Source organism: Bacillus sp. FSL M7-0307, from assembly GCF_038627835.1.
GTDB classification, from domain to species: domain Bacteria; phylum Bacillota; class Bacilli; order Bacillales; family Bacillaceae; genus Bacillus; species Bacillus altitudinis.
The window spans coordinates 1,608,910-1,635,869 of the sequence record NZ_CP152023.1; the positions used below are offsets into that span (position 1 = coordinate 1,608,910).

A 26,960-nucleotide genomic window follows, 5' to 3' on the forward strand; every position below is an offset into this window, starting at 1 on the left:
CGTGAAGACTATACATATTTCACACCCACATACATTGAATCAAAAGGATCAAGTCCCGTCTGTGATGGCTTTAGGGTATTTTGACGGTGTTCACCTCGGACACCAAAAAGTGATTGAGGCAGCGAAAAACATTGCGGAAAAAGAGGGTTTAGCTCTAGCTGTCATGACTTTTCATCCGCATCCATCACATGTTCTGCAAAAAGCACGTGAACCAAAAGACTTAATCACACCGCTTGAGGATAAGATTGATTTTATCGAACAATTAGGTGCTGACTACTTATACATTGTGCAATTCAGCGAAAGCTTTGCAGCACTGTCTCCTCAAGAGTTTGTCGATCAATATTTGGACGAACTGAATGTGAAGCATGCAGTCGCTGGTTTCGATTTTACATTCGGCCGGTTTGGCGCAGGCACAATGGAAACGTTTGACGAATACGGGAAAGGGCGGATTTCTGCGACCATTGTACCTAAGCTTTCCAACCAAGACCGGAAAGTCAGCTCGACCCTTATACGTTCCGCATTGAAAAATGGAGACGTTGAATATGTGAGTGAGCTTTTAGGGAAACCCTATCAGCTGCGCGGCATTGTGATTCATGGAGATAAACGAGGACGCACGATTGGCTTTCCAACCGCCAATGTTGGTTTGTCTGCTGAATACATCATCCCGCCAACAGGCGTATATGCAGTGAGAGCAGAAGTGAAAGGCAAGGTGTATGACGGTGTTTGTAACGTTGGCTACAAACCAACATTTTATGAAAAACGTCCTGATCAGCCTGCCATTGAAGTGAACCTTTTTGATTTTAACGAAGAAATTTATGGTGAACCGATTAAATTACAGTGGTACAAACGGATTCGCAGTGAACAAAAATTTAACGGTATCCAAGAATTAACGGCTCAAATTAGTCAAGATAAAGAAGAAGCGATTCAGTTTTTTCAAGATCATCTTCATTAAACAAAAAAATCGCAGAAAAACCGCTCTATCATTTGCAAAATCGGCATATTTTTAGTATGATAATTCCTGTAGCTTTAAAACCACTTACTTGGCAGGCCGACTTCACCGACGGTTGCGAGGTAGATGGGGCTAACATGATTTGGAGGTGAAACAGGATGGCTATTACTCAAGAGCGTAAAACTCAATTAATTAATGAGTTCAAAACACACGAATCTGATACTGGATCTCCAGAAGTTCAGATCGCTGTCCTAACAGAATCAATTAACAACTTGAACGAGCATTTACGTACTCATAAGAAAGATCACCACTCACGTCGCGGTCTTTTGAAAATGGTAGGTAGACGTCGTAATCTTCTTACGTATCTACGTAATAAAGACGTAACTCGTTACCGTGAGTTAATTAACAAACTAGGCTTACGTCGATAATCGTAAAAAGCGGGAGGATTCCCGCTTTTTTATCGTATAATCACTAATATTTTATGGTTAAAATGTTGAAAGAATGGCAAAAACCCTTCTACATACAGCTTTCACATTGATATGTGAAAATCATTTTGTTCATAATAAGAAATAACCTAAAAACTTTACGACAAGAGAGGAGTTTATCTCAGAATGGGACAAGAGAAACAAGTCTTCACCATAGACTGGGCTGGACGTCAACTGACAGTTGAAACTGGCCAGCTTGCAAAGCAAGCAAACGGAGCAGTTCTCGTACGCTACGGAGATACGGCTGTGCTTAGCTCAGCAACAGCTTCTAAAGAACCAAAACCACTTGATTTTTTCCCGCTCACTGTAAACTACGAAGAAAGATTATATGCAGTTGGTAAAATTCCTGGTGGTTTCATTAAAAGAGAAGGCCGCCCAAGTGAAAAAGCAATCCTTGCGAGCCGCTTAATTGACAGACCGATCCGTCCACTATTTGCAGACGGATTTAGAAATGAAGTACAAGTCATTAGTATTGTCATGAGTGTGGATCAAGATTGTTCATCTGAAATGGCTGCAATGTTTGGCTCATCTTTAGCTTTATGTGTGTCTGACATTCCATTTGAGGGACCAATCGCTGGCGTGACAGTAGGACGAGTAGATGGAAAGCTCATCATCAACCCAAACGTTGAGCAGCTTGAACAAAGCGATATCAACCTTGTTGTAGCTGGAACAAAAGATGCAATCAACATGGTAGAGGCTGGTGCTGATGAAGTACCAGAAGAAACGATGCTTGAAGCCATCATGTACGGCCATCAAGAGATCAAACGCTTAATCGAATTCCAAGAAGAAATTGTGAAAGCTGTCGGTAAAGAAAAAATCGATATTCCTTTATATGAAGTCGATCAAGCATTAGCAGAGGAAGTAAAACAACTTGCTGAAGCGGATCTACTGAAAGCGATTCAAGTACATGAGAAGCATGCTCGTGAAGATGCCATCAGTGCTGTGAAAAAAGCTGTCGTTCAAAAATTTGAAGAAGAAGAGCGTGACGAAGCAACGATTAAACAAGCGAAGGATGTCTTAAACAAGCTTGTGAAAAACGAAGTTCGCCGCCTTATTACTGAAGAGAAAGTACGTCCAGATGGACGCGGTGTCGATCAAATCCGTCCACTTTCTTCAGAAGTAGGACTTCTTCCAAGAACGCACGGTTCAGGATTGTTTACAAGAGGCCAAACACAGGCACTCAGTATTTGTACATTAGGTGCACTTGGTGATGTACAGATTCTTGATGGTCTTGGTGTTGAAGAGTCTAAGCGATTCATGCACCATTATAACTTCCCACAATTCAGTGTTGGTGAGACCGGGCCAATGCGTGGTCCAGGCCGTCGTGAGATTGGACATGGTGCGCTAGGCGAACGTGCATTAGAGCCAGTCATTCCATCTGAAAAAGATTTCCCTTATACGGTTCGCCTTGTGTCTGAGGTGTTAGAATCAAACGGTTCTACTTCACAAGCAAGTATTTGTGCGAGTACACTTGCGATGATGGATGCAGGTGTTCCAATTAAAGCACCAGTTGCAGGGATTGCAATGGGACTTGTTAAATCTGGTGAATACTACACAGTGCTGACAGACATTCAAGGAATGGAAGATGCGCTTGGAGATATGGACTTTAAAGTAGCAGGTACATCTAAAGGTGTAACAGCGCTTCAAATGGACATTAAAATCGATGGTCTATCAAAAGACATTTTAGAAGAAGCACTTCAACAAGCGAAAAAAGGAAGAATGGAAATTTTAGATAGCATGCTGTCAACGATTCCAGCTTCTAGAGGAGAATTGTCACGTTATGCACCAAAAATCTTAACGATGACAATCAATCCAGATAAAATTCGCGATGTCATTGGACCAAGCGGTAAACAAATCAATAAAATTATTGAAGATACCGGTGTGAAAATTGATATTGAACAAGACGGTACAATCTTTATCTCTTCTACTGAAGAAGACATGAACCAAAAAGCGAAGAAAATCATAGAAGATCTTGTCAGAGAAGTTGAAGTTGGTCAACTTTACCTAGGTAAAGTAAAACGAATTGAAAAATTCGGTGCCTTCCTCGAAATCTTCAGCGGCAAAGATGGACTTGTTCATATTTCTGAGCTTGCACTTGAACGTGTTGGCAAAGTAGAAGATGTCGTGAAGATTGGTGACGAACTACTCGTCAAAGTCACTGAGATCGATAAACAAGGCCGTGTGAACCTTTCTCGTAAAGCTGTTTTACGTGAAGAAAAAGAAAAAGAAGAAAAGCAGTCTTAATGAGAACAAATAAAATGTGTTAGAAGCCAGGTATCCGTGCCAGGCTTCTTTCTTTTCTTGCGCGTAACAATAGTTCTAGCTTGTTTCTCCCCATCATAATTTGTGATAAAGGGGAGGGACAACCATTGAAAAAAACGATACCATTCTTTGTGTTTGTATTTTTACTGCTCGTGTCATATCAAACGATGAAGCAGCCGGCTGCTGTTACATATATGAATTCAATGAAAGAGCACGCCGAGGTAGCATCTGTTTCAAAAGATATTCTGTATCAAGAGATCGAATCGAAGTCTTCTGACTATGAAGAGAAGCCGCAAAATGCTAAGATTGATAAAGTGTGGAAAAAGATGCCTGGTTTAAATGGACAGACAGTCGATATCGATGCTTCTTACGAAAAAATGAAAAAACAGGGTTCTTTCGATGAAAAGCTGCTTGTTTTTAAAGAAACAAAACCATCTGTCCATTTACATGAACTTGGTGCTGAACCTATCTATAAGGGACATCCAGACAAAAAGATGAATGCATTCCTGATCAATGTAGCTTGGGGCGACGAGCATTTAACAAAGATGTTGAATACACTAGAAAAGCATCAAGTGAAGGCAACCTTTTTCTTAGAAGGCAAATGGGTGAAAAACAGTTCAGATCTTGCTAAAAAAATCGTGGCAGATGGTCATGAAATTGGAAATCATTCATACAATCACCCGGATATGCGCACACTGACAAGAGAACGAGCATTAGAGCAGATGATTAAAACAAATCGCCAAATTGAAGAATCCCTTGGGAAAAAACCGATATGGTTTGCGCCTCCAAGCGGCAGCTTTAAAGAAGAAACAGTAAAGCTTGCGAAACAAGAAGGAATGGAAACCATTATGTGGACAGTAGACACGATCGACTGGCAAAAACCATCACCAGCTGTATTACAAAAACGAGTGCTTGGGAAAATTCACAATGGGGCGATGATATTAATGCATCCAACAGACGCAACAGCGAGAAGTCTTGACGCACTTATCACTCAAATCAAAGAAAGAGGATATGAACTAGGAACGGTTTCTGACCTCCTAAGTGAAAAAAGACACCCGTGATGCGATCTGTTTGTTGAATAGGAGGAGCAAAACTTGGTCAAAACGTATACATGCCAAAACGGAGTAAGAATTGTACTTGAAAACAATCCCACTGTAAGGTCTGTCGCAATTGGCGTCTGGATTGGAACAGGTTCTAGACATGAGACACCAGAAGTAAATGGGATCTCACACTTTTTAGAGCATATGTTCTTTAAAGGAACAAAGACGAGATCTGCACGTGATATCGCAGAATCCTTTGACCGCATTGGTGGTCAAGTGAATGCCTTTACGTCAAAAGAATATACTTGCTATTATGCAAAGGTACTTGATTCACATGCTGGGTATGCCCTCGATGTATTGAGTGACATGTTTTTCAACTCTGCTTTTGACGAAGAAGAGCTGAAGAAAGAAAAAAATGTGGTCTATGAAGAAATTAAAATGTATGAAGATACTCCTGATGATATCGTTCATGATTTGTTAAGTAAAGCCATTTACGGTGATCATTCATTAGGTTATCCGATTTTAGGGACAGAGGAAACACTCTCTACTTTTAACGGTGATTCCCTTAGAAAATATATGGATGAATTCTATACGCCGGATCGCGTCGTCATCTCTGTTGCAGGGAACGTCGATGACACCTTCATTCGTGAGGTAGAAACATTATTTGGCTCGTATGAAGGAAAGGGGAAAAAGCAGCCGGTCGAAGCCCCGCAATTCCACTATGACAAACTGACACGCAAAAAGGAAACAGAACAGGCGCACCTTTGCATGGGCTTTAACGGACTTCCTGCTGGAGATCAGGGCATCTATGACTTAATCGTCTTAAATAATGTTCTAGGCGGTAGCATGAGCAGCCGGTTGTTCCAAGACGTAAGAGAAGATAAAGGACTTGCGTATTCTGTATTCAGCTATCATAGTTCATTTGCAGATAACGGAATGCTGACGATCTATGGTGGAACTGGAGCGAAGCAGCTGAACCTGCTATCTGAAACCATCTTACAAACATTAGACGTCTTAAAACGTGAGGGAATTACGCAGAAAGAACTTGAAAACTCTAAGGAGCAAATGAAAGGCAACCTCATGCTCAGTCTTGAAAGCACAAACAGCAAGATGAGCCGAAATGGTAAAAATGAATTACTCCTTGGCAAACATCGTACGCTTGATGAAATTATTGATGAAATCAATCGCGTCTCATTAGACGGCGTGAATAATTTATCGAAAAGAATCTTTACAGAAGATTATGCTCTCTCGCTTATTAGTCCAACGGGTGATGTACCTTCTGCTTAAACAAAAAAAGGCATGTCTTTTTAAAGAGATGCCTTTTTTTCATGCCTAAAGATTAATCAGCTAACTTGTTTTGCAGCTGATGAACAATTTTATTGATTGTCGAAAAGTGCTCTGTCAATAGTTCCTCATCTGCAAATTGAATATCAAAAACCTCTTCTAATTCCAAAATGAGTGAAACTGCTTTAATTGAATCGAGACCGTGATTTGTTAACTCTTCATCTGCACCAATAGAAATCTTGCTATCATCGTCCAAAGAACGCAGGACCAAATCCTTTACTTGACTTGATAGTGAAAGGGCATCCGTCGTTTCATTCATCTGCAACGCTCCTCTTTACAAATTTTCTATTCTTTACATAAATTAACTATATTAGAATGGAAAAACATTGTAAAGCAGTTTCGATATAAATAGGAATTGTTGATCATTCTCTTCAAATGAAAAATTTGGTAGAGTGAGAAGAAAAGAGAGTGGGAAGGATGGATCAATCCATGAATAAAACAGACCTTGTGCAGCACATTCCCTTATTAAAAAAAGCGATCTCCATAGACCAGATTGATAAAGGCTATTCTCGAGATGAAAAATGGGTTGTGACGATGTCATCAGGTGAAAAGTATGTCCTTCGATTCACAGATCAAGACCAATATGACAAAATAAAGACGCAATTTGAGCTCCTTTCCCAATTAAGACGTCACGGTGTTCAGTGTGCTAAACCAGTGAAAATGGGTGTTCTAGATGAAACACAGCAAGTGTACTATATTTTATCGTTTGTAGAAGGTCAAGAAGCAAAAGAAATCATGAGTCAGTTAACAGAAGAACAGCAGTATGCGATCGGGGTAAGTGCAGGACAGGATTTACGAAACATGCATACATACCCAGCGCCATCTCACATCGAACCTTGGGAAGAGCGTGTTGTGAAAAAGCATCATCGATATTTAGCTGCTTATCGGGAAAGCGGTATCTCCATAGAAGGGGATGAAAAAGTTGCGCAGTTTATCGCACAGCACATAGATAAGGTGAAGGGAAGACCTAACCAATTTCAGCACGATGACTTTCATTTAGGGAATATTATTATAAAGAATAATAACTATGCAGGCGTTATTGATTTTAATAATTTTGATTGGGGAGACCCCATTCATGATTTTTATAAAGTAGCTCTTTTCAGTAGAGAAACAAGTGAAGCATTTGCGGCTGGTCAAATAAATGGGTATTTTGATGGGGAAATACCAGCTGATTTTTGGCAGCTTTACTCTGTATATGTCGCAATGAGCATCTTTTCATCGATTATGTGGGTCATTAAATTTGATCCAGGTCAAATGGATGAGATGATCGAAAGACTAGAAAATGTATTAAAAGATCATGATTATTTTCGTCAAATAGAACCTCATTGGTATACGCGTATCACTAGATAACAGTGAAATATAGGACGATTAGGCGGTGATGGAAGTCACTGCCTTTTCTGTTATAATGATACAAATTACACATTGTCATAAGTAGAAACATTTTATATAATCCAAACAAGGATCGAAAAAGTTGTAAAAAAATTCCGTTTTTTGTTGAAAAAGAGCAAAAGGCTGGTGATGGATTGAAACAAATCGACAAAGATTCAAAGCAGTTATGGCGTGTATATTTATGGACACTTTCATTTTTAAAGCCTTATACAGGTAAAGTGATTCTAGTCATTATGAGTGGATTCGTTATTACCTTGAGCGAACTCATTATACCTAAATTTATTCAATATTTTATTGAAACGATTTTGCCAGCAAAAGACTTTTCTAAAATGAATGGATTATTGTTAGGACTGACTGGCGTGATAGCACTTGGTATTATACTGACAGCTGCACGAAATTTATGGCAAAGAAAATTAATCGAACAAGCCTCAAGAGATTCACAATTTGCTGCCTTCCAGCAAATCCGTCAACTCGGTTTCTCATACTACGAACAACATTCTGTTAGTGAAACACTCTCCTTTGTTAACACACAAACACGAGCTGTACAAGAAATTTACAGACGATACTTCCCACAATTTATCAATCAGACACTATTTATCGCCATCTCACTATACTTTATGACACAAATTTCTATCTTACTCACTCTCATCATTATTCCAAGTTTTATTCTCTACTATATCTTTGGCCCTTGGCTTGAAAAAAAGGCAACGATCTACGGAAGACAAAGTGCAGAAGGTTTTCGCACGTTGCAAACAAAATTATACGAAAGTCTTGCTTCAATGGAAGAGCTTAGAATTTTAGGTTATATGAATTGGGACATGGAGCGGATTCAAAAGCTGCATGAACAGGTCCGCCAAGATCATGAAAAAAATGTTTTTTTCGCTTACTTACGAGGAAGCAACCGCAGGCTCACTTATTATATTGGTGCTCTAGCTACATTTGCTCTCGGCATCTCCCTTGTAAATACTGGTCAGCTGACGACAGGCGGTTTTGTGGCATATATACTATATTATTTTTCAGCAATGCATATGCTTACTTCTATTGTCACACTTCTAACAGAACAACGAATCTTAACCTTTCAAATTGAACCTTTATATCATTTTATGAAAAAAACACCCGATATTAGAGAGCCACATCATCCAATACTACTTGATCAAGTCGAAGGCGATATCGTGTTTCATGACGTTGATTTTCATTATCCCAATCATCCTCCTTTATTAAAGGGGATGAATCTACATATTCGACGTGGTGAAAAAGTGGCGCTTGTCGGTACGAGCGGTGGAGGGAAAACATCGCTTCTTAAATTAATTGGACGCTTTTATGATCCCTCATCTGGGATGATCACACTTGATGGAGTTGATTTGCGCTGTTTACCTACTAGTCAAATAAGAGGTGCGATGGGGTTTGTTTTTCAAGAAACGTTTTTATTTAATATGAGTGTAAAGGACAATATTCGTTTTGGAGATACAAGTCTTTCAGATCAACAGATCATTGAAGCCGCTAAAAAAGCTGATTGCGACTCATTTATAAGAGAACTAGAAAACGGATACGACACCATACTTGGTGAAAGAGGATTAAAACTTTCTGGTGGTCAAAAGCAAAAGATCGCGATTGCTCGGCTATTTGCTAAAAATCCAAGTGTTGTATTACTCGATGAAGCAACAGCATCTCTTGACAGTGTCAGCGAGCAAAAAGTCCAGCAGGCATTACATCAAACATTTAAGGAATCTACTGTCATTGCAGTCGCACATCGTTTATCTACTGTAAGACATTTTGACAGAATTATTTTGATAGAAGACGGTCGTATGTTAGAAACTGGACAATTTAATGAATTGATGAGAAAAAAGGGACATTTTTATCAATTGGCGTCTGACCGCTCAGAAAAGGAGGCAGGTGTAACATGAGGAAAAATTGGCTGTTTCTTTTAATCACAAAGCAAAAATGGATGCTCATCCTCGCTCTTTTACTCGTTTTGATTGAAGCGGCAGCTAATTTAGCCATGATCGGGCTGCAAAAGTGGCTCATTGACGATGTCCTTTTGAATAGCGGCAATCAACAATTCCCTTATATCTTGATGCTGTTTGCCATTATTTTTCTTGTCTATGTTGTCATGTTTGTCGCCAGCCCATATGTGATGCACAAAAACTATCTTACCATCCACCATTCATTACAGAAAAAGATGTTAGATCAGCTTCAGCAAGTATCGATGAGATCATATAAAATTCATCCAGTTAGTTATTATTTACACAAGCTTAACCAAGATGTAAAGACAGTCGCTGTCACAGCTGCTTTACATATACCGAAGATTGTACAAACCATTTTTATGGCCGTTGTTTTATCGATCATTTTACTATCTGTGAGTCCTGTATTATTTTTCTTGCTTCTTTTTGCAAGCACGTGTTATTTCATTGTCGGTAAAAAAATGGCGAAAACGGCAACAAACATCGCAAAAGAAGTGCAAGAGAGAAAGTCAGATCTATTCGTGCATGTCGAAGAAGGAATTTCTTCTACAAGAGAAGTTGTTGCATTTGATCGACGCAAATGGGAAATCGGTTTGTATAAAAAGCTATTTAACAAGATGATGGATCGTGTCATTAAAGAAGGTAAGTTTCAAAATAAGCTTCTATTTTTAACAGAGCCATTGAAATGGTTTGGAATACTATCTGTGCTTGTGTTTGGCACATATCAAGTAGCAGCAGGAAACATGTCAATCGGCTTATTTGTCGTCATTTACCAATATGCTTCTCAATTAATGAAAAGTTATCAGGAGTTATTCCAGTATGTATTTGAATTTTTCCACCAACGTGCATCTGTTCATCGAATTGCAGATGTACTGCAAATAGAAAACGAAGAAAAAGGAACGAAGCGAATACATTCTGTGGAAGATGTGGTGTTTGAAGATGTTTGTTTTTCTTATGAACAAACATCTAAAGGGGCTTTAAACGACTTGAATCTTCATATTCCAAAAGGAAAAAAAGTGGCCATTGTTGGAGCGAGCGGTAGCGGGAAATCGACTATCTCAAAGCTGGCACTTGGACTTTATCAACCGGATAGCGGAAACGTTTTAGTAAATGGCGTTGAACGATCAGAGATAGAGCCATCTCATTTCTTAAAACGAGTAGCCGTTGTCCCGCAAGAACCCTATTTCTTCCCAGACACCATACGTCTCAATCTCATCATGGGATTAACTGATATTACTGAAGAACAACTTGAACAGGTTTGTGAGATTGCACAAATTCTTCCCTTCATTAAAGGACTTGAAAAAGGATTTGATACAGTCATTGGAGAGAGGGGAATTTCCTTGTCAGGGGGACAACGACAGCGTTTAGCTATCGCTAGAGCGCTTTTAAAACAGGCTGATTTTCTGATATTAGATGAGGCGACATCGGCCCTTGACCGGCAGACAGAAAGGCAGGTTCAAAAAGGGATAGATGATGCAAAAGGGGGAAGCACTTTGCTTGTTATTGCACACAGATTATCGACCATACAAAATGCAGATATGATCTATGTACTTGAAGACGGTGCTGTTCAAAGCTGCGGTACTCATGAGGAGCTGATGGAAGCCTCCTCGCATTACCGCTCTTTATTTATGGCGCAGGTCATCACAGCGTCTTAGTCAGTTTGGTTTTGACCAAAGTAAAGAGTCGATCTAAGGTGCGGAAGTGGTCAGGGTGTAATTCTTCGTCTTCAAACGCAATGTGAAAGGTGTCCTCTAATGAAATAACAAAAGAGACAATTTGGACAGAATTTAATCCTAAAGCTTTTAAACTATCATCAAGGCCTGGCTGCTCAGTGAGCGACAACTTATTCATCACAAGTTGGACAATTTTTTCTTCAACTTCTGTTCGTGTCAGTTCATTCATGTCGTGGCTCCTTTCTAAAAGATTAATATGTGTTATATTTTGGTGGATGAAGAAGAAAATTGCAATCGTTTTTATCAATCTATCATAAGGGGTGGCATTCATTGTCATATGTAAGCTATCAAAAAAATAATGTTCGTGTGGTATTAGGGGCAGATGAATCAGTTCAGAATTTAGTCATAAGTAAAGTACATCCCTATGTTGAGTGCAGCAAAATAACAGACAGACTTGAAGGAGACGTTTGGACGATTTTAACGAGCAAATATGCACAAGACATTCAAACAGAAGTGCCACTTGAAGAAGTCTTTTATCAAACCAAGATGGAACCTCGCTGCCGCTACCTGTATCACGGAGAGAAGAAAGTCGTTGTGATAGATGAACCAAAAGATGTCAGATGGACAGCCCAACACGCACTGCGTTTAATAAGAGTACTGCTTCGCCTTTTGTGTTATCAGGATGGACTTGTCTATTTGCATGGCGGCATGATGGAGATGAATCAAAAAGGGATTGCACTAGTAGGCGGATCAAGAGCGGGCAAAACATCCACCATTTTATCCTTGTTATCCTTAACCGATGCAACGTACATCACAAACGATGATATAGGGATTTCATATACGAACAACGAGTACAAAGGAACTGGTTGGCCGAGATCTATGAGTATTCGGAAAGATTCTTTTGAAGCCATTGAAAAGCTTGGAACACCATATAGACTTCAAACATCGAGTCATCCATTTAATGAAGATGATAAGAACTATCATTTCGTCTATCCGGAGGAATTAGAAAAATGGTTTTCACGTGAAGTCAAAACAATGGGGAAAATCGATGTCATGGTGTTTCCTGAGTTTTTACCTCATGGGCAAACGGGCGCCACACTTTCGAAAATCAGTCCACATGAAGCAGGGGAACGTCTAAAGGAGCACGCAGTCATCAATCCTGGAAGACATAATGAGTTCCTCTTACCATATTTCACATTACCGACACCCGAAGAGCTAGAACCATTTCTTAAACATCTAGCGGAAAAGATCCCTTGTTATTCATTAAAACAGGCATTTACTTCTTTAGAGAAAGGAACCTTTCTCATTCAAGAGCTTCTTGAACAATCCGATATGGTCGTGTAAGACGTTTTGGAGGTGAGTCATGGTTGAGCAGGAGTATAAATATTTGTTGTCACAAACAGATTTTCAACACATCTACAACATGTTAAGTCAACATCATAAACCTACTTATTTAATGAACTTCAATTACTATTACGACACCTCAGATTTTTTATTAAAACGATATGGCTATACCGTACGGATCCGTCAAACCAGCGGCAAACGAACACTTGAGATCAAATGTCCCAGTCAAACGTCTGGTTATAAAAGAGTAAGAGAAGAAAAGTCATTTCCTATTGAGGATCTACCGCAAAAACTAGATGTACAGAACATCGTAACGTCTTTACCTTTTACAATGACTGAACAGCCAGAGTTGTTAGGACTATTGGTTACTGAACGAACTACCTTTTATATCGAGACAGGCATCAAAGTGGATTTGGATCAAAGCAGCTATCTTGGCATCACAGATCATGAATTAGAAATTGAATATGACAGTGAAAAAGCATATGAGGCAGATCAATGGTTTCATAGACTAACGGATGATTTGGACATACCAGTCAATCGAAAAGGGAAACGCTCTCGATTTATCACTAGATTTAAATCACTATACGGGAAGGAGTAATCAACATGCGGGCTGTTTTGGATCAATCCACTCTCTCAAATGAAGAGAGGCTGCTATTACTTGGCTCACGTATTCAATTAAATGAAAAAGAAGAAGAGTTGATGAGAGATTTATTAAAAGACGGCATCGATGTACCTCAATTGATTGGACTTGCATCAAGACATAAGGTACTTCAACTGATGACGCCTCATTTGATTCGCCTTGATGATGAAAAAAAAATCACGACAACCTACAAATTTTTACTTCATTATCATTATATCGGGAATCGTCAAAAAAATATGGAGAGATTCAAGGAATTAAAGCGTCTCTTACAAACATTTCGAAAAGCAAAGCTGAAAGCAGTCCCTCTCAAAGGAGCCATTTTAACGCCTCTTGTTTACAAAGATTATGGACTCCGAATGATGTCAGACATTGATTTCTTAATTCATCCAGATGATCGAAAAAGAGCTTCTTCATTGCTCAAGGAGGAAGGGTTTATCATCGGTAAATATGACTGGGCAACCGATCAAGAAATACCGATTTCCCGAGAAGAAGAAATGATGTGGAGAATGAATGCCGGGAATCTTTATTCACATATTAAACGAAGCGGAGAAGACTTTTTGAAGGTTCACCGTGTTGATTTCTCATACGATGTTGAGCTGAAAAAAAACTACGACGCTACAAATGCCTTGCTAGATGCTGCTATAGAAAAGTCATTTTTGCAAACGGATACTTATATGCTTGAACCTTTAGATTTTCTCATTCATCTTGCTTTCCATTTATACAAGGAAGCAACAAATGTACAGTATGTCTATTTACATGCAGATCTCAATTTGATTAAGTTTTGCGATGTAAGGGAGTACGTCAAGTTTGCTGAAGAGCAAAACCAACTTGATTGGCATGCTTTGCAAGCAAGAGCGAAGGAATTAGGGGCCGAGAAAGCACTTTTTTACACGTTTACGTTTGTAGATTTATTGTATCAAACGAACTATATCGATCAATTGCAGCAGTTAGACATGAGTGACCAATCGTTCTTAGAAGCCTATGGAGAAAATGATTTCGGTTCTTCGAAAATGTGGAAGAAATCTTTTGTTGAGCGTTTTTTCAGCTTGGATAATCGTGATGAGCTTGAAGAGGAGCCTGTCGTACAGCTGTTCCCTGAAAGGCAGTAGCAAAATGAAGAGGAGGATTCTATATGGAGATAAAAGCGCTTTTTGAAAAGCCAAAGAACGATTTTCCTTATGAAAAATCATTTGTGTTTGCAGGTATTCATTTTAACATTCTATCAACCGAATCGCTGGCAATTGAAGATATCGAACATTATATCCCGAAAGAACCAGACAGTGTGGGGGATATGCCTTCACAGATTGATATACGGTTTATCATTGATCCTGAGCTTGAACAGTCCGTTCGCAATGCGTGCTTTCAAAAGGGTGAAACGATTACAGCAAAAAGGAAGTTTACTTACAAACGATTGAAATTAGACGATCAAGTATTGTTTGCCTCCCATGAAGGTGACGAGCCGCACAGTGTGGCGGTCAATAAAGGGCGTTATGCTGTGATTGGAAAAAACAATAATGAATCTGCGATACGCTGTCCACTGCGAATCGTTCGAGAAATTGCCCTTAGAACATTAGAAAACCAAGGTGGATGCTTTACGCATGCAGCAGCTGTCTCTTTTGAAGATGGCCAAAAAGGAGCGCTCATTATTGGCGATAAAGGTGCCGGGAAGTCAACTACTATGTGGCAGTTTTTGCATCATGGGGGAGCAGATTTTATCACAAACGATCGTTCCATTTCAGTGCTTGAAGATCAGGAGCTTACTGTGTATGGATGGCCGATGTGCTTGGCGCTTGGAGTAGGAACCGTCCAAGCCACAACAAATATACAGGAACTGAAAAACAAAAAATTCAGCCGGTCTCAAGATAAAAGAATATGGGATGAAACCATATCAACAGAGGAAGAGGCAAAAGAAAAATGGGCGAGCGGCTGTAAGTTTGAAATTACACCAAAAGAAGCTGCTGACATGACAGGAACAACGATTCGGAGCTCTACGAAAGTAAATATGGTGATTTTCCCTTCACTCAAAATAGGTTCAGGTGAGATCAGGCTTGTACCAGTAAAAAACGATGATCAGAGAGCAAAAGATATCATGGTCGCCAATATAAGAGAACCAGAAGATCCTGACTATTTAAAAGGCTGGCTCGGCCTTCGGCATGTGTCAGATACCTTTCTTGAACAAAAGGCATCTGAGCTGATCCATCATTTATTCAATATGCCATGTTTTTATTTAGAGGGTGATCCGCGGTATCTCCAGGACGCGATTCCAGATCTATTAAACAAAAAAGTGAGTTCCATTTAAAGAGACGATTGTCTAAACATTCGTTTGAGCCGGTCTTCACGCTTTTTTATCTGTTCGTGATCTGCTGGCAGCATGATTTGAAAGAGCATGTCGGCAATCGGCCGAGCGAGCCTTTCGTCAGAGTTTAAGAGAATGCAAACACCTAATTTACGCTTTGGAATGAAGCCAATATAGGAGGTGAAGCCTTTAATTTCTCCGCTATGTTCAGCTAAGGTGAATCCGTTAAAAGGTCTCAAAAACCATGATAGACCAACACCTCTAGTGAAATCTTCTTCAACCATAACGGGGCTTTGCATTTCTTTTAGCGAATGCTGATGAAGCAGACGGTTTCCGTCGTATTGAGCTTGAATGAATCGAATCAAATCGTCTGCTGTAGAGAATAGTCCGCTTGAACCATCCTCCCAAGATGGTGTTTCAGCACTTGGATAGGATATGCCGGAAAGACCAGAGGAAGAAAGGGTATACCCTTTGGCCGTGGATGCTGTTTCAATAAATCCAGTTTGCTGCAAATCGAGCGGTTCTAGTATGTGGGTATGCACTAATTCTCTAAATGGCTGTTGACTCACTTTTTCTAGTACTTTACTTAAAATTGAATAGCCAAGACTGGAATAATTGATGATAGACCAAGGCGGTGTAAAAATAGTCAGTATTTCCATGCACTGAGCTAATGTCATATCTCGCAGATGAGTTGCTTTATCGAGTGTTTTGGGCAGGCCTGAGATATGAGAGGCAATCATTCGGAAAGTGAGTGGAATTGGTTCAGACATGTGACTTTTTATGAAAGAAAGTAAAGGTTCGTAAGTATGAATAGGCTCATCGAGTTGAATCAATCCTTCCTCTCGTATTTTCATCATGACCATTGCAGTAAAAGGCTTAGTCACTGAACCAATTCGAAAGGTTGTGTCTTTTGTAACAGGGGTGCCGCTTTCAATATCAGCTAGGCCCTCATGCCACGACCAAACGTGCTTATCTTCATGAGAAATACAAATAGAGCAGCCAGGAATTTGATGTTGATTCAATAACTTCTTCATGTCAGTGGTTGTATCTTGCAAGCGTTGTAGGATCGATTCATTGATCAAAATAGACACCTCTTTCATACAGAATATATATATATTACCAAATGTTTCATGTTGTTTTAAGGTAAAGAATCAATATTTTTATATTTTAAAAGAGAGCGGGCGATTGATAATGAAAACAATTCAAAAAACCATTCTTGATATTTTAAAAGGCGATGGCCAGGATATCGAACAAATTCCATATGAGCTTGTAGAACGTAAAGGAGTAGGGCATCCAGATACGATGTGTGACGCCATCGCAGAAAGAGCTTCTCAATACTATTCTCAATATTGCATGGAGCATTTCGGCAGAGTAGCACACCACTGGTTTGACAAAGTCATGCTTCTTGGCGGAGATGCTGATGTAACGTACGGAAAAGGAACAATGGTCAAACCTTATCAAGTTGTGTTTGCTGGAAAAGGGGCATACGCATACGGTGATGAGCCGATTCCTCTTAAAAAGATTCTTTTCGATGCAGCCAAAGATGTGTTATCAGAGGTGACGACCGGATTTGATGCTAACGAACATCTCGTCATCGACTGCCGGATTGTTGATCATCAAGGGGCAGGCCGTAAAAATTCAAGATATCGTCCGATGGTTGAAACAGACATGATCGAGATTGGTGATCCAAAGCTTGTTTCAAATGACTGTAATTTACTGCATGCTCATGCCCCGTTAAGCCGTCTTGAGAAGCTCGTTCTCTATACAGAGCGTTATGTGAATGGACCAGAATTTAAAAAGGTGAACCCAGATACCGGCTGGGATGTGAAAATATTTGGAAGCAGACGTCATGAAGATTTCAAACTCATAGTAAACATGCCTTTTCTAGCAAAAGATATTCATAGTCTTGAGGAATATTTTGCCCGTAAAAAAGAATGTCAGGATCAAATCGCACGCTATATTCATGAAACGTTAGGACTTACCCCTGATCTTATGCTGAACGCAACAGATCGCAATGGTCGCCCGTACTTAACAGCACTTGGTTCTGTAGCAGATACAGGCGATGTAGGTGTTGTTGGAAGAGGAAATCGATTAAATGGATTGATCACCCCAATGCGGTCTATGAGTATTGAAGCACCGGCTGGTAAAAACCCGCTTGATCATACAGGGAAATTGTATGGAGTGCTCGCGCAACGATTGGCAGATCAAATTTTTGAGACCATTCAAAAGCCAACAGAAGTGCATATCTTTACTTCAAAAGAAGCACCGCTCCACAACCCTGATGAAATTGCCGTCCGTATTGAACAGTGGGATGGAAATGAAGTGGATAGAAAGAGAATTGAAGACATTGTCATGAATGCGGTTCATTCGATGGGCGATGTGACAAAAGATTTAATTTTTAAAGGCGTGACAATGTGGTAATAAGGATGAAAGAAAAAGTCATTGATGCCGTTCATGCATGTATTCATACAAAAGAACCAATGGCAGTGACCATTCATCCATATGAAATTGAAAAACACAAACAATTGAATCAACATCATCTTCTATTGATGCTAAAGCCTGAATTAACCAGTATCCATAAAGGTGTACAGCTTGATCGAATACTAGATGAACTTCTCCTACGCTTAGATAATCATGATGTAGAAATAGGAGCCGTGCGCGTTATATCATCCTTATATTTGAAAGAAAAGAAAATAATAGAAAAACAATATGGGATGCTGAACAAAATCTCTAAAAACGGTCTGAGTGAATTGTCAGATACGGCAAAAAAGATGCTGTTCTTTAAATATCCAGAGTTTAAACAGAAGGAACATTTCATATATGGAGGCCATCAATTTTTACAAAAGTACGAAGAGCTTACGTCATATGGTTTAGAGCTTCTGACACGGAACATGAAGGTGGACAAGCTAGGTGCGGGCACATACGCCATAAAGGCCGAGGTGGATGGAGAACAGATGCTTCTGCTCAATTCATTCCACCCTTGTCAAATTGAGTGGTTCACTGCACCTGCAAAGTCTATTATCGTCATGGAATGTTTTTCAAAGAAGCCTATGAGGATGTTAAGAGAAGATTTTATCGGTGCAACGGACCCTAAAGAGGCAAAAGCAGGTTCTTTTAAACACATGCTGCTGTCGGAGCAAAAACGGTTTGGTTTAACGAACGTGTGTACTCGATTTAATGGCATTCACCTGTCACCAGGACCTGTAGAAGCAATGGCGGGAATGATTCACTATTTTCGTACACCTGACACAAGGCTGACTCCCGCACATACACTTTTTGGCCAGTTGTTAAAGAAAAATGGCTTTTCGGAGGAATCACTAGATCTGTTATGTGAAGATGTGTCCATTCATTCAAGCGAAGTGCCAGTATTTGAATTAACTGAAAACCTCAATTGGGATGAATCATTAGATCTGTTAACAAAGGTGAGAAACGACATTCAAAAGCATGAACGTGTTCTGTAACAGGGGGGAACCACTTGAATAATGAAGGAGCTAGCCAGAGAATATGGATTGTTGGTCCACCTGGATCTGGAAAAACGACCCTTGCCCATCACTTGAAACAGGAATTCATGTTACCTCACTATGAGCTCGATGCCCTATTTTGGCAAGCGAACTGGAAAAAAACAGATAGGAAGTTGTTTATCGATAACGTCCATGAAGTTGTTAAACAAAAGAAATGGGTGATTGATGGTCAATATTCATCTGTTCACCATATCTTGACTGAATATGCTGATACGATCATATGGCTTGATGTGAAGAGAAGGAAGACATTCCCCCGTCTCATGAAAAGGACGTTCAAGCGGCTCATGACAAGGGAGAAACTTTGGAATGGAAATAAGGAGCGAATAGGTAATGCGCTCCAATTTTTCTCATATGCCTTTCATGTGTATCCAGAGGTGCTCCATCAAAACGAGAAGCTTTTTCACAAATTAAAAAAAGAATCACGTGTGAAATGCCTGCGCATAGACAAGCAGGAAGCGGCAGATCTGGTACTTAGGAAAATCAAAAACCTTGAGAAAAAGGGGTGAGGACATGATGAAATCTGATGATGCTGATAATGTCCTGAAATATTGGTTTTCGGAACAGCCAATCCGCTTAACACCTTTAAACGGAAGAAGCCCTAATGAAGGCTGGCTTGTAGAGGATGCTAAAAACCGCTTTGTCTTAAAAAAATGTGCGAGAAATCATGATGCAAAGTGGCTTCAATATTTAGAAGATTTAACAGATGCTTTGCTTGATTATGGTTTCCCGATTCAACCCATGATAGAGGCAGAGAACGGTCGTAAAACCATTTTATTCAAAGAACATTTTTGGCAGTTGCGGCCCTATTTTGAAGGAAGACCATATGAAATGGGAAATCGTTCAGATGAACAAGAAGCCATTCGGGTATTAAGACAACTTCATTCATTAAAGAACTTACCGAAAGGGCCAGTGAACCCAAACTGCGAATTGAAAAACTGGATAACTTCACCGGACGACACTCTGGATCAAACGGCAAGTGTATTAAAGAAAGTCGTTTCTTCTAAAAAGGCTGCTTCTTTGCTTAAAGTGTATGAACGGGAGCTGATGAATGTACTCACGCTGATAAATCCCAGTCTTTATGAGGCATTGCCTCATGCTGTCACACATGGTGATTTTCATTCTGGCAACCTGCTCATCCGTCATAAGAAGCTCGCCATGGTTCTTGATTTTGATACAGCAGGTTATAGACCACGAATTTATGATGCAGCCATATCTGCTTTTTTGTTAACGAGAATCAAGCGGGGAACGTTTCAACTAGACATTGTGAAAACGATTCAATTTTTAAAGGCATATGCCGATGACTTATCTGAAAACGAGTGGCGTTCTATATCTGGTTTTATCAGACTTTTATATATTCCGACAGGGCGGTATTTAACCCTTCTGCATACTTACACACCTCACTTTTTGAACTGGTATATTGATTGGTCCTTGGAAGCGCTAGAATCTGCATCAAGCCAGCTGAAAGAAGAGTGGTATCTCCAAAAGGAGATGAGGATATGAAGGTTGCTGTTGTCACTGGTGGAAATAGAGGCATTGGAAAAGAAGTGTGCAGACAGCTTGCACAAGATGGCATGCTTGTCATTTTAACAGCACGGCAGATTGAAAAAGCCGAATTAGCTGCATCTGATATGAATGAGCAGGTTGTGCCATACCAGCTGGATGTGACAAGCGAAGAATCGGTTGAACGTCTGTCTGCATTTATGAAGGATTCGTACGGGAGAGTGGATGTGCTGATTAATAATGCGGGAGTCTTTCTTGACAACATAATGGATGACGCCTTTCCATCTTTTTTAGATCTTCCTGTATCGACACTTCAAGAAACGATGAATGTCAATGTATATGGCGCAGCTAGAATGACCAAGGCGGTTTTCCCTTACATGAAAGAGGCTGGATATGGACGAATCGTCAATGTATCTAGCGGCATGGGAAGGCTCTCCGCCATCTCCGCTTCAAACGATGTTAGGCGTGACGGAAAAAGCGGTCCTTACTACAGGATGTCAAAAGCGGCTTTGCACGTTCTGACAAAAGTCACGGCTTTAGAGGGGGCGCCATTTTCTATTCTTGCGAATGCGGTTTGTCCTGGCTGGGTACAAACGGACATGGGGACATCAGAGGCTGTTAAAACTGTACAGGAAGGTGCATCAGGAATCGTATGGGCGGCACAGCTCCCCCGAGATGGACCAACAGGAGAGTTACTAAGAGACGGTAAAAGACTTCAGTGGTAAGAGGAGGCAGCTACATGCGAGGAATGAAAGAAAAGACAGTGATTGTGACAGGCGGGGCGCAGGGGATTGGATATGCGGTCGCAGAACGAACAGCACAAGAAGGTGCGCAAGTCGTCATTGCTGATCACCATGTAGATTACGGACTAGCAGCAGAAAAACAGCTCAAAGAAAACGGATATGATGTGTTGTTTATAGAAGCTGATATTGCTGATGAGGCAGCCATTGTCTCAATGGTAGAAAGAACAGTCGATCATTTTGGGAAAATTGACATGCTTGTGAATTGTGCAGCCGTTTTTATCATGCGTGGCCTTGAAGCTACTGTTGAAGAATGGCGGCGCATCATGGACTTAAATATTATGGGGCAAGCCCTATGTGTCAAACACACGTCACCTTACATGGAGAAAATAGGAAAAGGATCCATTGTAAATATTGCCTCCATTTCAGGTCATATTGCCCAGCCGAAATATTTAACATACAACGCAACAAAAGCAGCCGTTGTGAATATGACGCGATGCATGGCAATGGATTTGGCGGATGCAGGTATTCGTGTGAATGCAGTGAATCCCGGTACGGTGTGGAACAAAAATAACGAACGATTCCACTTGGAAGAACTTGGGTTGACAAGAGTTCAAGCAAATCAGCACCCTGATATTGGAGGGATGCACATGTTAAAACGAACAGCTGATCCAGAAGAGATCGCATCTGCTGTCATCTTTCTTCTCTCTGATGAAGCGAGTTTTATCACAGGAGAAAATTTAATGGTTGACGGCGGCTATACTGCCATGTAGAGGAGTAAACATTTTGATGAAATTTGATCTGCACACACATCATCAGCGCTGTGGTCATGCGGAGGGAAACATCAGAGAATATATCGATGAGGCTGTTAAACTAGGTCTAGAATGTATCGGAATATCGGATCACTCCCCGTTTTTTGGTGAAGAGGCCGATCATTTTAAACCCTGGGTAGCGATGGCTAAGAGTGAATTTCAATCATATGTAGAGGAAGTCCTGCAATTGAAAAAGGAATATGAGGGGAAAATTCACGTGCTGTTAGGTGTTGAATCTGACTATTTTCCAGAACACGAAGCCCTCTACCGAGACGTGTATCGACATTATCCATTTGATTATATCATTGGCTCGGTTCATGTCAGTAATGGATACGACCTATTTAACCGGAAACGCTGGGAACGAATCACAGAGAAACAAGCAATCATTGAAAAAGAGACGTATTACCAGTTGATTAAGATGTCTGCTGAGAGTCAAATGTTCGACGTTTTAGGTCATATTGACGCCTTAAAAGGTTTTTATCCAGAAATTGCTCATCTCAAAACAGAAGCTGTCGATGATGCGCTAAAAGTCATTGCGGAGAGTGGTTCTGTGATTGAAGTGAATACCTCTGGCAAAACAAAAGACTGCGGCGGCTGGTATCCATCAATGGATCTATTAGAGCGAGCCAAATTTTATGGTGTGGATGTCACGTTTGGCTCAGATGCTCATCAGCCCGCCCGCGTGGCAGATGATTGGCTGAAAGTGAAACAAACGCTGAAGGAATTAGGTTACAAGGAATGGTGTATTTTTCAATCTCGTCAAAAGCGAAAATTGGCTCTATAAATTCATAAAAAAGGGGTTATGAACATGACAAAAGTTCGTGTAGCAATTGCAGGAGTAGGATCATGTGCGTCAAGTATCGTTCAATTTGTTGAGTTGGCTAAGGAAAAAAAGGATACGCTCTCTGGTGTTATGCATGACGTCATTGGAGGCTATCAGTTATCTGATGTCGAATTTGTTGCCGCTTTTGAAGTAGATCAAAATAAAGTCGGAAAAGACTTATCAGAGGCCATTTTTACTAAACCAACGGCTGCAGTGAAACATATTGATGTTCCGTTTTTCCAAGTAACCGTCGAAGCAGGTCCTTTATGTGATGGACTTGAAGGAGATTTGTCCAATTGCATTCAACCACATGAACATTCACTGAATATGAAAACACATGATGTGACGCAAAGGTTAAAAGATGTTCAGGCAGATGTACTCGTCTGCTTCTTACCAACAGGTTCGTTTGAAGCAGTTCGTGTGTACGCAGAGGCCTGTGCACACGCTCAAACAGCCTTTATTAATGCGACACCTGAACCGGTGGCAAATGATCCTGAGTTTGTCAAAATGTTTGAAGAGTCGGAGACCCCGCTCCTTGGAGACGATTTAAGAAGTCACTTAGGTGCAACCACACTGCATACAGCCTTAATTGAACTTTTAAAATCCCGCGGGATTGATATCACCAATACGTACCAACTAAATGTTGGAGGCAATACGGACTTTTTAAACCTAGCCAACCCTATGAGATCAACGAGTAAGCAAAAATCGAAGAGAAAAGCATTGTTCGCTTCAGGTATTGATGCCAGTGAAGTGGCAGCAGGTCCAAATGGTTATGTCAGCTACCTAGGGGATCATAAGGTCTGCTTCCTGCGATTAGAAGGGAATTCGGTTTTAGATTCTGACATTTCACTTGAAATTCGTTTACAAGTAGAAGATAGTCCGAATTCAGCTGGTGTCATTGCGAATGCGATGCGTGTTGCAAAAGCAGCGAAAGATATGAATCATAGCGGTGTCATACATGACGTCTGCCCATTCTTATTTAAGAGTCCACCAATTGGACAAGTCGATTCAGAATCATTACGTCTGTTCAATGAATATGTGGCAAATGCTGAGCTGAAAAAGGTGTAACCAGTGGAAGCGGAACTCAATCTTCGCAAGATAAAATTTGCCGCTTTTGACTTGGATGGAACATTAATTGATGACAGAGGCGAGCTTATTGGTGATGTCCATGGCGCAGTGAACATGCTGCGCCAAAGAGGCATTATTCCCATTATTGTGACAGGAAGAACCTATGATTCTTTCTTCTCTCTGGATTTAGATCGATCTCTACTCGCCTTATTTCATCATGATGTTTTGCTGAATGATGGGAATGTCATTTGTCATCATGAAAAGAAAACATTTGAGGTGAAGCAGTATGTAGATGCAGCTTTATGCCAACAGATCATCACATCACTTGATGGAAAAGCTGAATTTGTCATGGAATCTCATGGAAAGCACATGGCATCAAGTAAAAGCGCTAAGTTGAAATACTGCATGCTATACACCTTTCCACGAGAAAAAATAGAGGTTGGTCACAAGAAAGAATTTAGCTTTGACCATGTAACTAAACTATTTATTTTACCAAAAGAAAAAGTGGATCTTGCTCATCAATTAAAAAATTGTCATTGCGACGTAGCAGATGCCCAGTTTTTAAATGCTCAAGTCATATCTCCAAAAGGGATTTGTAAGGCAGACATGCTTGAGCACCATTTATTCGATTGTTTTGGAGAAAGAGATTTAGATCGTGTGATTGCCTTTGGAAATGGTCATAATGACAGGCTGATGCTGAAGAAGGCCAAGTGGGGGCTAGCCGTTCAAGATAGTCATCCGTCGGCGATTGAGTTGAGTGATGTTCATTTACAGGAGCCTATTTCTGATTATCTATTTAAAGTTTTACAATCATTTGAAACGCCGCACGTTATCAATGAAAAGGGAGGTATTTAGTTGAGGACCCTTCAACTGCCTTTACCAGAAGCATTAGAAGATACAATGATATCGGATTTTATGGAAAGAGTTTCATTTCTATCTGCTCATATTGTGCACGTGGCTCTTAACGAAGAGGAATCTATGATTGAAGTAACCGTAGATAAAATGGGAGACAAGGAGGCAATATCAACTGCGTTTTCAAATCTATCGTCAAATATCGCACAGCTGCGGAGATTTCGTGAAAAAGAAATAAAATCAAATATTCATTTATCTAGTGAGCCTGTTCGTTCGAAACTAAGCGGGGAAGATCAGAAAAGAACCTTCTATGATGAAGTTGAATTGGAACTATCAAACTACTTTGATGAATTATTTTTAAATATAGGGATTTCACTTGGAGCGAAAGTAAGGCGATATCCTTCGACGATCAGTAAAGATTTAATGGAAAAATGTAAGTATCATACGAATTTTCCGCAAAATATTTATTCTGTTTTTGAGATCCCTCATGATTATCAAATCATTGATGATATTCGAGAAAAGCATCGTGGTTTTCAGCCTGAACACTTCCAGCAGGCAGGCCGTTTTTTACAGCCGTGTATTTGTTATCACTGCTATGAGGAATGGGAAGGGAAGACGTATACAGACAATCAAATGATGACAGCAACGGGGCAATGTTTTAGACATGAAATCTCTTGGAAAGTGGACCCTCTCAGGAAAATAGAATTTAGTATGCGCGAAATTGTCTTTATTGGTCATCAAGAATTTATCAATGAAACGAGAAAAACACTCCTTGAAAACACATGGGAATGCTTTCATCAACTTGGTCTAAGTGGAAAGGTCACGACCGCAAATGACCCTTTTTTCTTTTATGATGATATGGATAAAGCGAATTATCAATTAATGGCTAATAGCAAATATGAATTAGTCGCTGTGACAGAAAAGAAAGACGTTTCGATCGCTTCTTTTAATGACTGCGGAGAGATGCTTTGCGAAAGGTTCCATATTAGCGGAGAAGATGGTATGCCGCTTTATTCAGGTTGTGCGGCATTTGGGATCGATCGTTGGGTTCAAGTGTTTTTACAAACATACGGTCGAAATCGAAAGGATTGGCCGAAAGACATGCGTCATTTAAAGGAGGAGCGCTATGCTGCAAAGTAATCTGACTCAAGAAGAACATACAGCTCTCATCTTATCCACTCCTTTTTTAAAAGCCAGTCAAATTGAAGAGATGCAGGAGCTTTTGTATAAGCAGCAAGACTGGAATGTCATTCTCGGAATGCTGCATGTTCACCGGACAGCAGGAATTGCGTGGAAGAATATTAAACGTTATGCCATTCATTTAAGAAAAGAGTTTAAAGCGACTTATTTTTTAAAGTCACTAGAGATTATGTATAAGGGTCAATTAGAAACGGCTCGAGACAATATCAAGTTCAATGATCAGTTATTTCAAGCACTTGATCAAAAAGGAATTGAGTATGCCATTGTAAAAGGAAGTGTGATTGGCCAGTGGGCCTACGGTGATGTTGGGCTTCGCTTATTTGGGGACAACGATCTCTTTATCTCACAAGATCAGCTGCAAGAAACTGGACGCGTATTAAACGAATTAGGTTATATTCAAGGTTCTTGGAACTATGAAACGGAGACAGTCACACCTGCCAAACGCAAAGACATCCTTTACCTCATCATGAACTCACATCAAACCTACACCTATATGAAACCTACACCAGATTGCCGCTTTATTGATTGTCATAAAATTGATGTTCAGTTTTCAGTTGATCTCATGACAGGGAACCGAACGGATTCAATCGTCAAAGAAATACTGTCTAGACGAATTCAAACGTCTGTTGATCAGCACGATGTATGGTCTTTAAAAGAAGAGGATATGCTTCTTTTCCTATGTATTCATTTTTATAAAGAAGCGATTTATTTAAATGAAGTGGAGTCAATGAAAGACTTACTGCTTTATAAACTGCTAGATATATATGGCATGTTTATGAAGGAAGACCTACTCGATGTGGATTTGTTTGTCCGGCAGACGAAAGCGTATGGCTTTGAAAAGATGGTCTATTTTGCTTTTCATTATGTGAATGAGGTCTTTCCTCAAACGATTCCTGAACTTGTCATGGATGCACTTCAGCCTGAATCGCTTACTTATTTATCCGAAGTGCTGGATGCAAATGATGTCGTTCATACTTGGAATCAACCAATTCGCAAACGATTCTTTCATATTAATCGATCTTTAGATATTAAAAAGCATTCTGTGCATAAGGAGTAGTGTC

The 26,960-nt window shown here is 40.1% G+C and carries 26 protein-coding genes; 23 read left to right on the forward strand and 3 right to left on the reverse strand.

All coding sequences use genetic code 11. The features are described from left to right. The first annotated feature begins 1 nt into the window (after window position 1). The 5 genes from ribF to MHI41_RS08205 all read left to right on the forward strand — a co-directional run bounded on the left by ribF (window position 2) and on the right by MHI41_RS08205 (window position 6,023). The gene (ribF, locus tag MHI41_RS08185) at window positions 2-952 is read left to right on the forward strand and encodes a bifunctional riboflavin kinase/FAD synthetase (RefSeq protein ID WP_017367263.1); all 951 of its coding nucleotides are present in this window, start codon (window positions 2-4) and stop codon (window positions 950-952) included. Window positions 953-1,107: 155 nt separating this feature from the next. Further along, the gene (rpsO, locus tag MHI41_RS08190; protein ID WP_008354438.1) at window positions 1,108-1,377 is read left to right on the forward strand and encodes a 30S ribosomal protein S15; all 270 of its coding nucleotides are present in this window, start codon (window positions 1,108-1,110) and stop codon (window positions 1,375-1,377) included. A 183-nt stretch (window positions 1,378-1,560) separates the two neighbouring features. Next, on the forward strand, window positions 1,561-3,678 hold the full coding sequence (gene pnp, locus MHI41_RS08195) for a polyribonucleotide nucleotidyltransferase (protein WP_007499522.1): 2,118 nt from the start codon (window positions 1,561-1,563) through the stop codon (window positions 3,676-3,678). Window positions 3,679-3,863: 185 nt separating this feature from the next. After that, window positions 3,864-4,757 carry a polysaccharide deacetylase family protein gene (locus tag MHI41_RS08200; protein WP_234781057.1) on the forward strand — a complete coding sequence of 298 codons (894 nt, stop codon included), beginning with the start codon at window positions 3,864-3,866 and terminating at the stop codon, window positions 4,755-4,757. A 33-nt stretch (window positions 4,758-4,790) separates the two neighbouring features. Continuing rightward, window positions 4,791-6,023 (forward strand): pitrilysin family protein, encoded by a 1,233-nt coding sequence (locus MHI41_RS08205; protein WP_041090488.1) that lies wholly within the window; start codon window positions 4,791-4,793, stop codon window positions 6,021-6,023. A gap of 52 nt (window positions 6,024-6,075) precedes the next feature. On the opposite strand, the gene MHI41_RS08210 is transcribed toward MHI41_RS08205, so the two are convergent. After that, entirely contained in the window at window positions 6,076-6,339 is a 264-nt protein-coding gene (locus MHI41_RS08210) for an acyl carrier protein (protein ID WP_052463354.1), read from the reverse strand. A 170-nt stretch (window positions 6,340-6,509) separates the two neighbouring features. On the opposite strand from MHI41_RS08210, the gene MHI41_RS08215 reads away from it, so the two are divergent. The 3 genes from MHI41_RS08215 (at window position 6,510) to MHI41_RS08225 (ending at window position 11,085) form a co-directional block, all read left to right on the forward strand. Then, window positions 6,510-7,430: an aminoglycoside phosphotransferase family protein gene (locus MHI41_RS08215; protein ID WP_065864798.1), complete on the forward strand. Its 921-nt coding sequence runs from the start codon at window positions 6,510-6,512 to the stop codon at window positions 7,428-7,430. 173 nt (window positions 7,431-7,603) lie between these two features. After that, window positions 7,604-9,373, forward strand: a complete 1,770-nt coding sequence (locus MHI41_RS08220; RefSeq protein ID WP_254001237.1) for an ABC transporter ATP-binding protein — start codon at window positions 7,604-7,606, stop codon at window positions 9,371-9,373. Continuing rightward, window positions 9,370-11,085 carry an ABC transporter ATP-binding protein gene (locus MHI41_RS08225; RefSeq protein ID WP_254001238.1) on the forward strand — a complete coding sequence of 572 codons (1,716 nt, stop codon included), beginning with the start codon at window positions 9,370-9,372 and terminating at the stop codon, window positions 11,083-11,085. Before MHI41_RS08220 ends, MHI41_RS08225 begins: the two co-directional genes overlap by 4 nt. Here MHI41_RS08225 and MHI41_RS08230 read toward each other — a convergent pair. Next, window positions 11,072-11,332: a phosphopantetheine-binding protein gene (locus tag MHI41_RS08230; RefSeq protein ID WP_041507289.1), complete on the reverse strand. Its 261-nt coding sequence runs from the start codon at window positions 11,330-11,332 to the stop codon at window positions 11,072-11,074. The two genes, MHI41_RS08225 and MHI41_RS08230, sit on opposite strands and share 14 nt — an antisense overlap. A 101-nt stretch (window positions 11,333-11,433) precedes the next feature. Here MHI41_RS08230 and MHI41_RS08235 point away from each other — a divergent pair, with 101 nt between their 5' ends. Genes MHI41_RS08235 through MHI41_RS08250 form a run of 4 tightly spaced genes read left to right on the forward strand, consistent with a single transcriptional unit; the run spans window position 11,434 to window position 15,386 of the window. Continuing rightward, a complete protein-coding gene (locus tag MHI41_RS08235; RefSeq protein ID WP_250026517.1) occupies window positions 11,434-12,447 on the forward strand; it encodes a hypothetical protein in 1,014 nt (337 codons plus the stop codon). A 19-nt stretch (window positions 12,448-12,466) separates the two neighbouring features. After that, window positions 12,467-13,045 (forward strand): CYTH domain-containing protein, encoded by a 579-nt coding sequence (locus MHI41_RS08240; RefSeq protein ID WP_057079546.1) that lies wholly within the window; start codon window positions 12,467-12,469, stop codon window positions 13,043-13,045. 5 nt (window positions 13,046-13,050) lie between these two features. Then, window positions 13,051-14,196 (forward strand): nucleotidyltransferase family protein, encoded by a 1,146-nt coding sequence (locus MHI41_RS08245; RefSeq protein WP_250026516.1) that lies wholly within the window; start codon window positions 13,051-13,053, stop codon window positions 14,194-14,196. A gap of 23 nt (window positions 14,197-14,219) precedes the next feature. Continuing rightward, a complete protein-coding gene (locus tag MHI41_RS08250) occupies window positions 14,220-15,386 on the forward strand; it encodes a hypothetical protein (RefSeq protein WP_057079544.1) in 1,167 nt (388 codons plus the stop codon). Here the strand turns inward: MHI41_RS08250 and MHI41_RS08255 are convergent. Beyond that, window positions 15,383-16,465, reverse strand: coding sequence for a serine hydrolase domain-containing protein (locus tag MHI41_RS08255; protein WP_272511506.1), 1,083 nt, complete (start codon window positions 16,463-16,465; stop codon window positions 15,383-15,385). The two genes, MHI41_RS08250 and MHI41_RS08255, sit on opposite strands and share 4 nt — an antisense overlap. 109 nt (window positions 16,466-16,574) lie before the next feature. On the opposite strand from MHI41_RS08255, the gene MHI41_RS08260 reads away from it, so the two are divergent. Genes MHI41_RS08260 through MHI41_RS08310 form a run of 11 tightly spaced genes read left to right on the forward strand, consistent with a single transcriptional unit; the run spans window position 16,575 to window position 26,956 of the window. Beyond that, on the forward strand, window positions 16,575-17,804 hold the full coding sequence (locus tag MHI41_RS08260) for a methionine adenosyltransferase (protein ID WP_136944372.1): 1,230 nt from the start codon (window positions 16,575-16,577) through the stop codon (window positions 17,802-17,804). A 5-nt stretch (window positions 17,805-17,809) separates the two neighbouring features. Next, a complete protein-coding gene (locus MHI41_RS08265; protein WP_342494690.1) occupies window positions 17,810-18,844 on the forward strand; it encodes a hypothetical protein in 1,035 nt (344 codons plus the stop codon). Between the two features lie 14 nt (window positions 18,845-18,858). Further along, complete coding sequence (locus tag MHI41_RS08270) at window positions 18,859-19,410, forward strand: AAA family ATPase (protein ID WP_052463351.1); 552 nt, start codon at window positions 18,859-18,861, stop codon at window positions 19,408-19,410. 4 nt (window positions 19,411-19,414) lie between these two features. Beyond that, window positions 19,415-20,404 carry a phosphotransferase gene (locus MHI41_RS08275; RefSeq protein ID WP_342494691.1) on the forward strand — a complete coding sequence of 330 codons (990 nt, stop codon included), beginning with the start codon at window positions 19,415-19,417 and terminating at the stop codon, window positions 20,402-20,404. Beyond that, on the forward strand, window positions 20,401-21,129 hold the full coding sequence (locus MHI41_RS08280; RefSeq protein WP_268439261.1) for an SDR family NAD(P)-dependent oxidoreductase: 729 nt from the start codon (window positions 20,401-20,403) through the stop codon (window positions 21,127-21,129). Before MHI41_RS08275 ends, MHI41_RS08280 begins: the two co-directional genes overlap by 4 nt. Window positions 21,130-21,143: 14 nt before the next feature. Next, window positions 21,144-21,917 (forward strand): SDR family oxidoreductase, encoded by a 774-nt coding sequence (locus MHI41_RS08285; protein ID WP_342494692.1) that lies wholly within the window; start codon window positions 21,144-21,146, stop codon window positions 21,915-21,917. 16 nt (window positions 21,918-21,933) lie between these two features. After that, the gene (locus MHI41_RS08290) at window positions 21,934-22,740 is read left to right on the forward strand and encodes a histidinol-phosphatase (RefSeq protein WP_342494693.1); all 807 of its coding nucleotides are present in this window, start codon (window positions 21,934-21,936) and stop codon (window positions 22,738-22,740) included. Between the two features lie 24 nt (window positions 22,741-22,764). Further along, window positions 22,765-23,847 carry a myo-inositol-1-phosphate synthase gene (locus MHI41_RS08295; protein ID WP_057079536.1) on the forward strand — a complete coding sequence of 361 codons (1,083 nt, stop codon included), beginning with the start codon at window positions 22,765-22,767 and terminating at the stop codon, window positions 23,845-23,847. Between the two features lie 3 nt (window positions 23,848-23,850). Then, window positions 23,851-24,702 (forward strand): HAD hydrolase family protein, encoded by an 852-nt coding sequence (locus MHI41_RS08300; RefSeq protein ID WP_342494694.1) that lies wholly within the window; start codon window positions 23,851-23,853, stop codon window positions 24,700-24,702. Next, window positions 24,703-25,839, forward strand: coding sequence for an aminoacyl--tRNA ligase-related protein (locus MHI41_RS08305; RefSeq protein WP_342494695.1), 1,137 nt, complete (start codon window positions 24,703-24,705; stop codon window positions 25,837-25,839). Further along, a complete protein-coding gene (locus MHI41_RS08310; RefSeq protein WP_342494696.1) occupies window positions 25,826-26,956 on the forward strand; it encodes a nucleotidyltransferase family protein in 1,131 nt (376 codons plus the stop codon). Before MHI41_RS08305 ends, MHI41_RS08310 begins: the two co-directional genes overlap by 14 nt. The last annotated feature ends 4 nt before the right edge of the window (window positions 26,957-26,960 follow it).

Excerpts from the sequence above, each read along its gene's own strand:
- rpsO (WP_008354438.1), top strand. The coding sequence starts at position 1,108 with ATGGCTATTACTCAAGAGCGTAAAACTCAATTAATTAATGAGTTCAAA.
- pnp (WP_007499522.1), top strand. The coding sequence starts at position 1,561 with ATGGGACAAGAGAAACAAGTCTTCACCATAGACTGGGCTGGACGTCAA.
- MHI41_RS08200 (WP_234781057.1), top strand. The coding sequence starts at position 3,864 with ATGAAGCAGCCGGCTGCTGTTACATATATGAATTCAATGAAAGAGCAC.
- MHI41_RS08210 (WP_052463354.1), bottom strand. The coding sequence starts at position 6,339 with ATGAATGAAACGACGGATGCCCTTTCACTATCAAGTCAAGTAAAGGAT.
- MHI41_RS08215 (WP_065864798.1), top strand. The coding sequence starts at position 6,510 with ATGAATAAAACAGACCTTGTGCAGCACATTCCCTTATTAAAAAAAGCG.
- MHI41_RS08225 (WP_254001238.1), top strand. The coding sequence starts at position 9,370 with ATGAGGAAAAATTGGCTGTTTCTTTTAATCACAAAGCAAAAATGGATG.
- MHI41_RS08230 (WP_041507289.1), bottom strand. The coding sequence starts at position 11,332 with ATGAATGAACTGACACGAACAGAAGTTGAAGAAAAAATTGTCCAACTT.
- MHI41_RS08240 (WP_057079546.1), top strand. The coding sequence starts at position 12,467 with ATGGTTGAGCAGGAGTATAAATATTTGTTGTCACAAACAGATTTTCAA.
- MHI41_RS08245 (WP_250026516.1), top strand. The coding sequence starts at position 13,051 with ATGCGGGCTGTTTTGGATCAATCCACTCTCTCAAATGAAGAGAGGCTG.
- MHI41_RS08250 (WP_057079544.1), top strand. The coding sequence starts at position 14,220 with ATGGAGATAAAAGCGCTTTTTGAAAAGCCAAAGAACGATTTTCCTTAT.
- MHI41_RS08260 (WP_136944372.1), top strand. The coding sequence starts at position 16,575 with ATGAAAACAATTCAAAAAACCATTCTTGATATTTTAAAAGGCGATGGC.
- MHI41_RS08265 (WP_342494690.1), top strand. The coding sequence starts at position 17,810 with ATGAAAGAAAAAGTCATTGATGCCGTTCATGCATGTATTCATACAAAA.
- MHI41_RS08275 (WP_342494691.1), top strand. The coding sequence starts at position 19,415 with ATGATGAAATCTGATGATGCTGATAATGTCCTGAAATATTGGTTTTCG.
- MHI41_RS08280 (WP_268439261.1), top strand. The coding sequence starts at position 20,401 with ATGAAGGTTGCTGTTGTCACTGGTGGAAATAGAGGCATTGGAAAAGAA.
- MHI41_RS08285 (WP_342494692.1), top strand. The coding sequence starts at position 21,144 with ATGCGAGGAATGAAAGAAAAGACAGTGATTGTGACAGGCGGGGCGCAG.
- MHI41_RS08290 (WP_342494693.1), top strand. The coding sequence starts at position 21,934 with ATGAAATTTGATCTGCACACACATCATCAGCGCTGTGGTCATGCGGAG.
- MHI41_RS08295 (WP_057079536.1), top strand. The coding sequence starts at position 22,765 with ATGACAAAAGTTCGTGTAGCAATTGCAGGAGTAGGATCATGTGCGTCA.
- MHI41_RS08310 (WP_342494696.1), top strand. The coding sequence starts at position 25,826 with ATGCTGCAAAGTAATCTGACTCAAGAAGAACATACAGCTCTCATCTTA.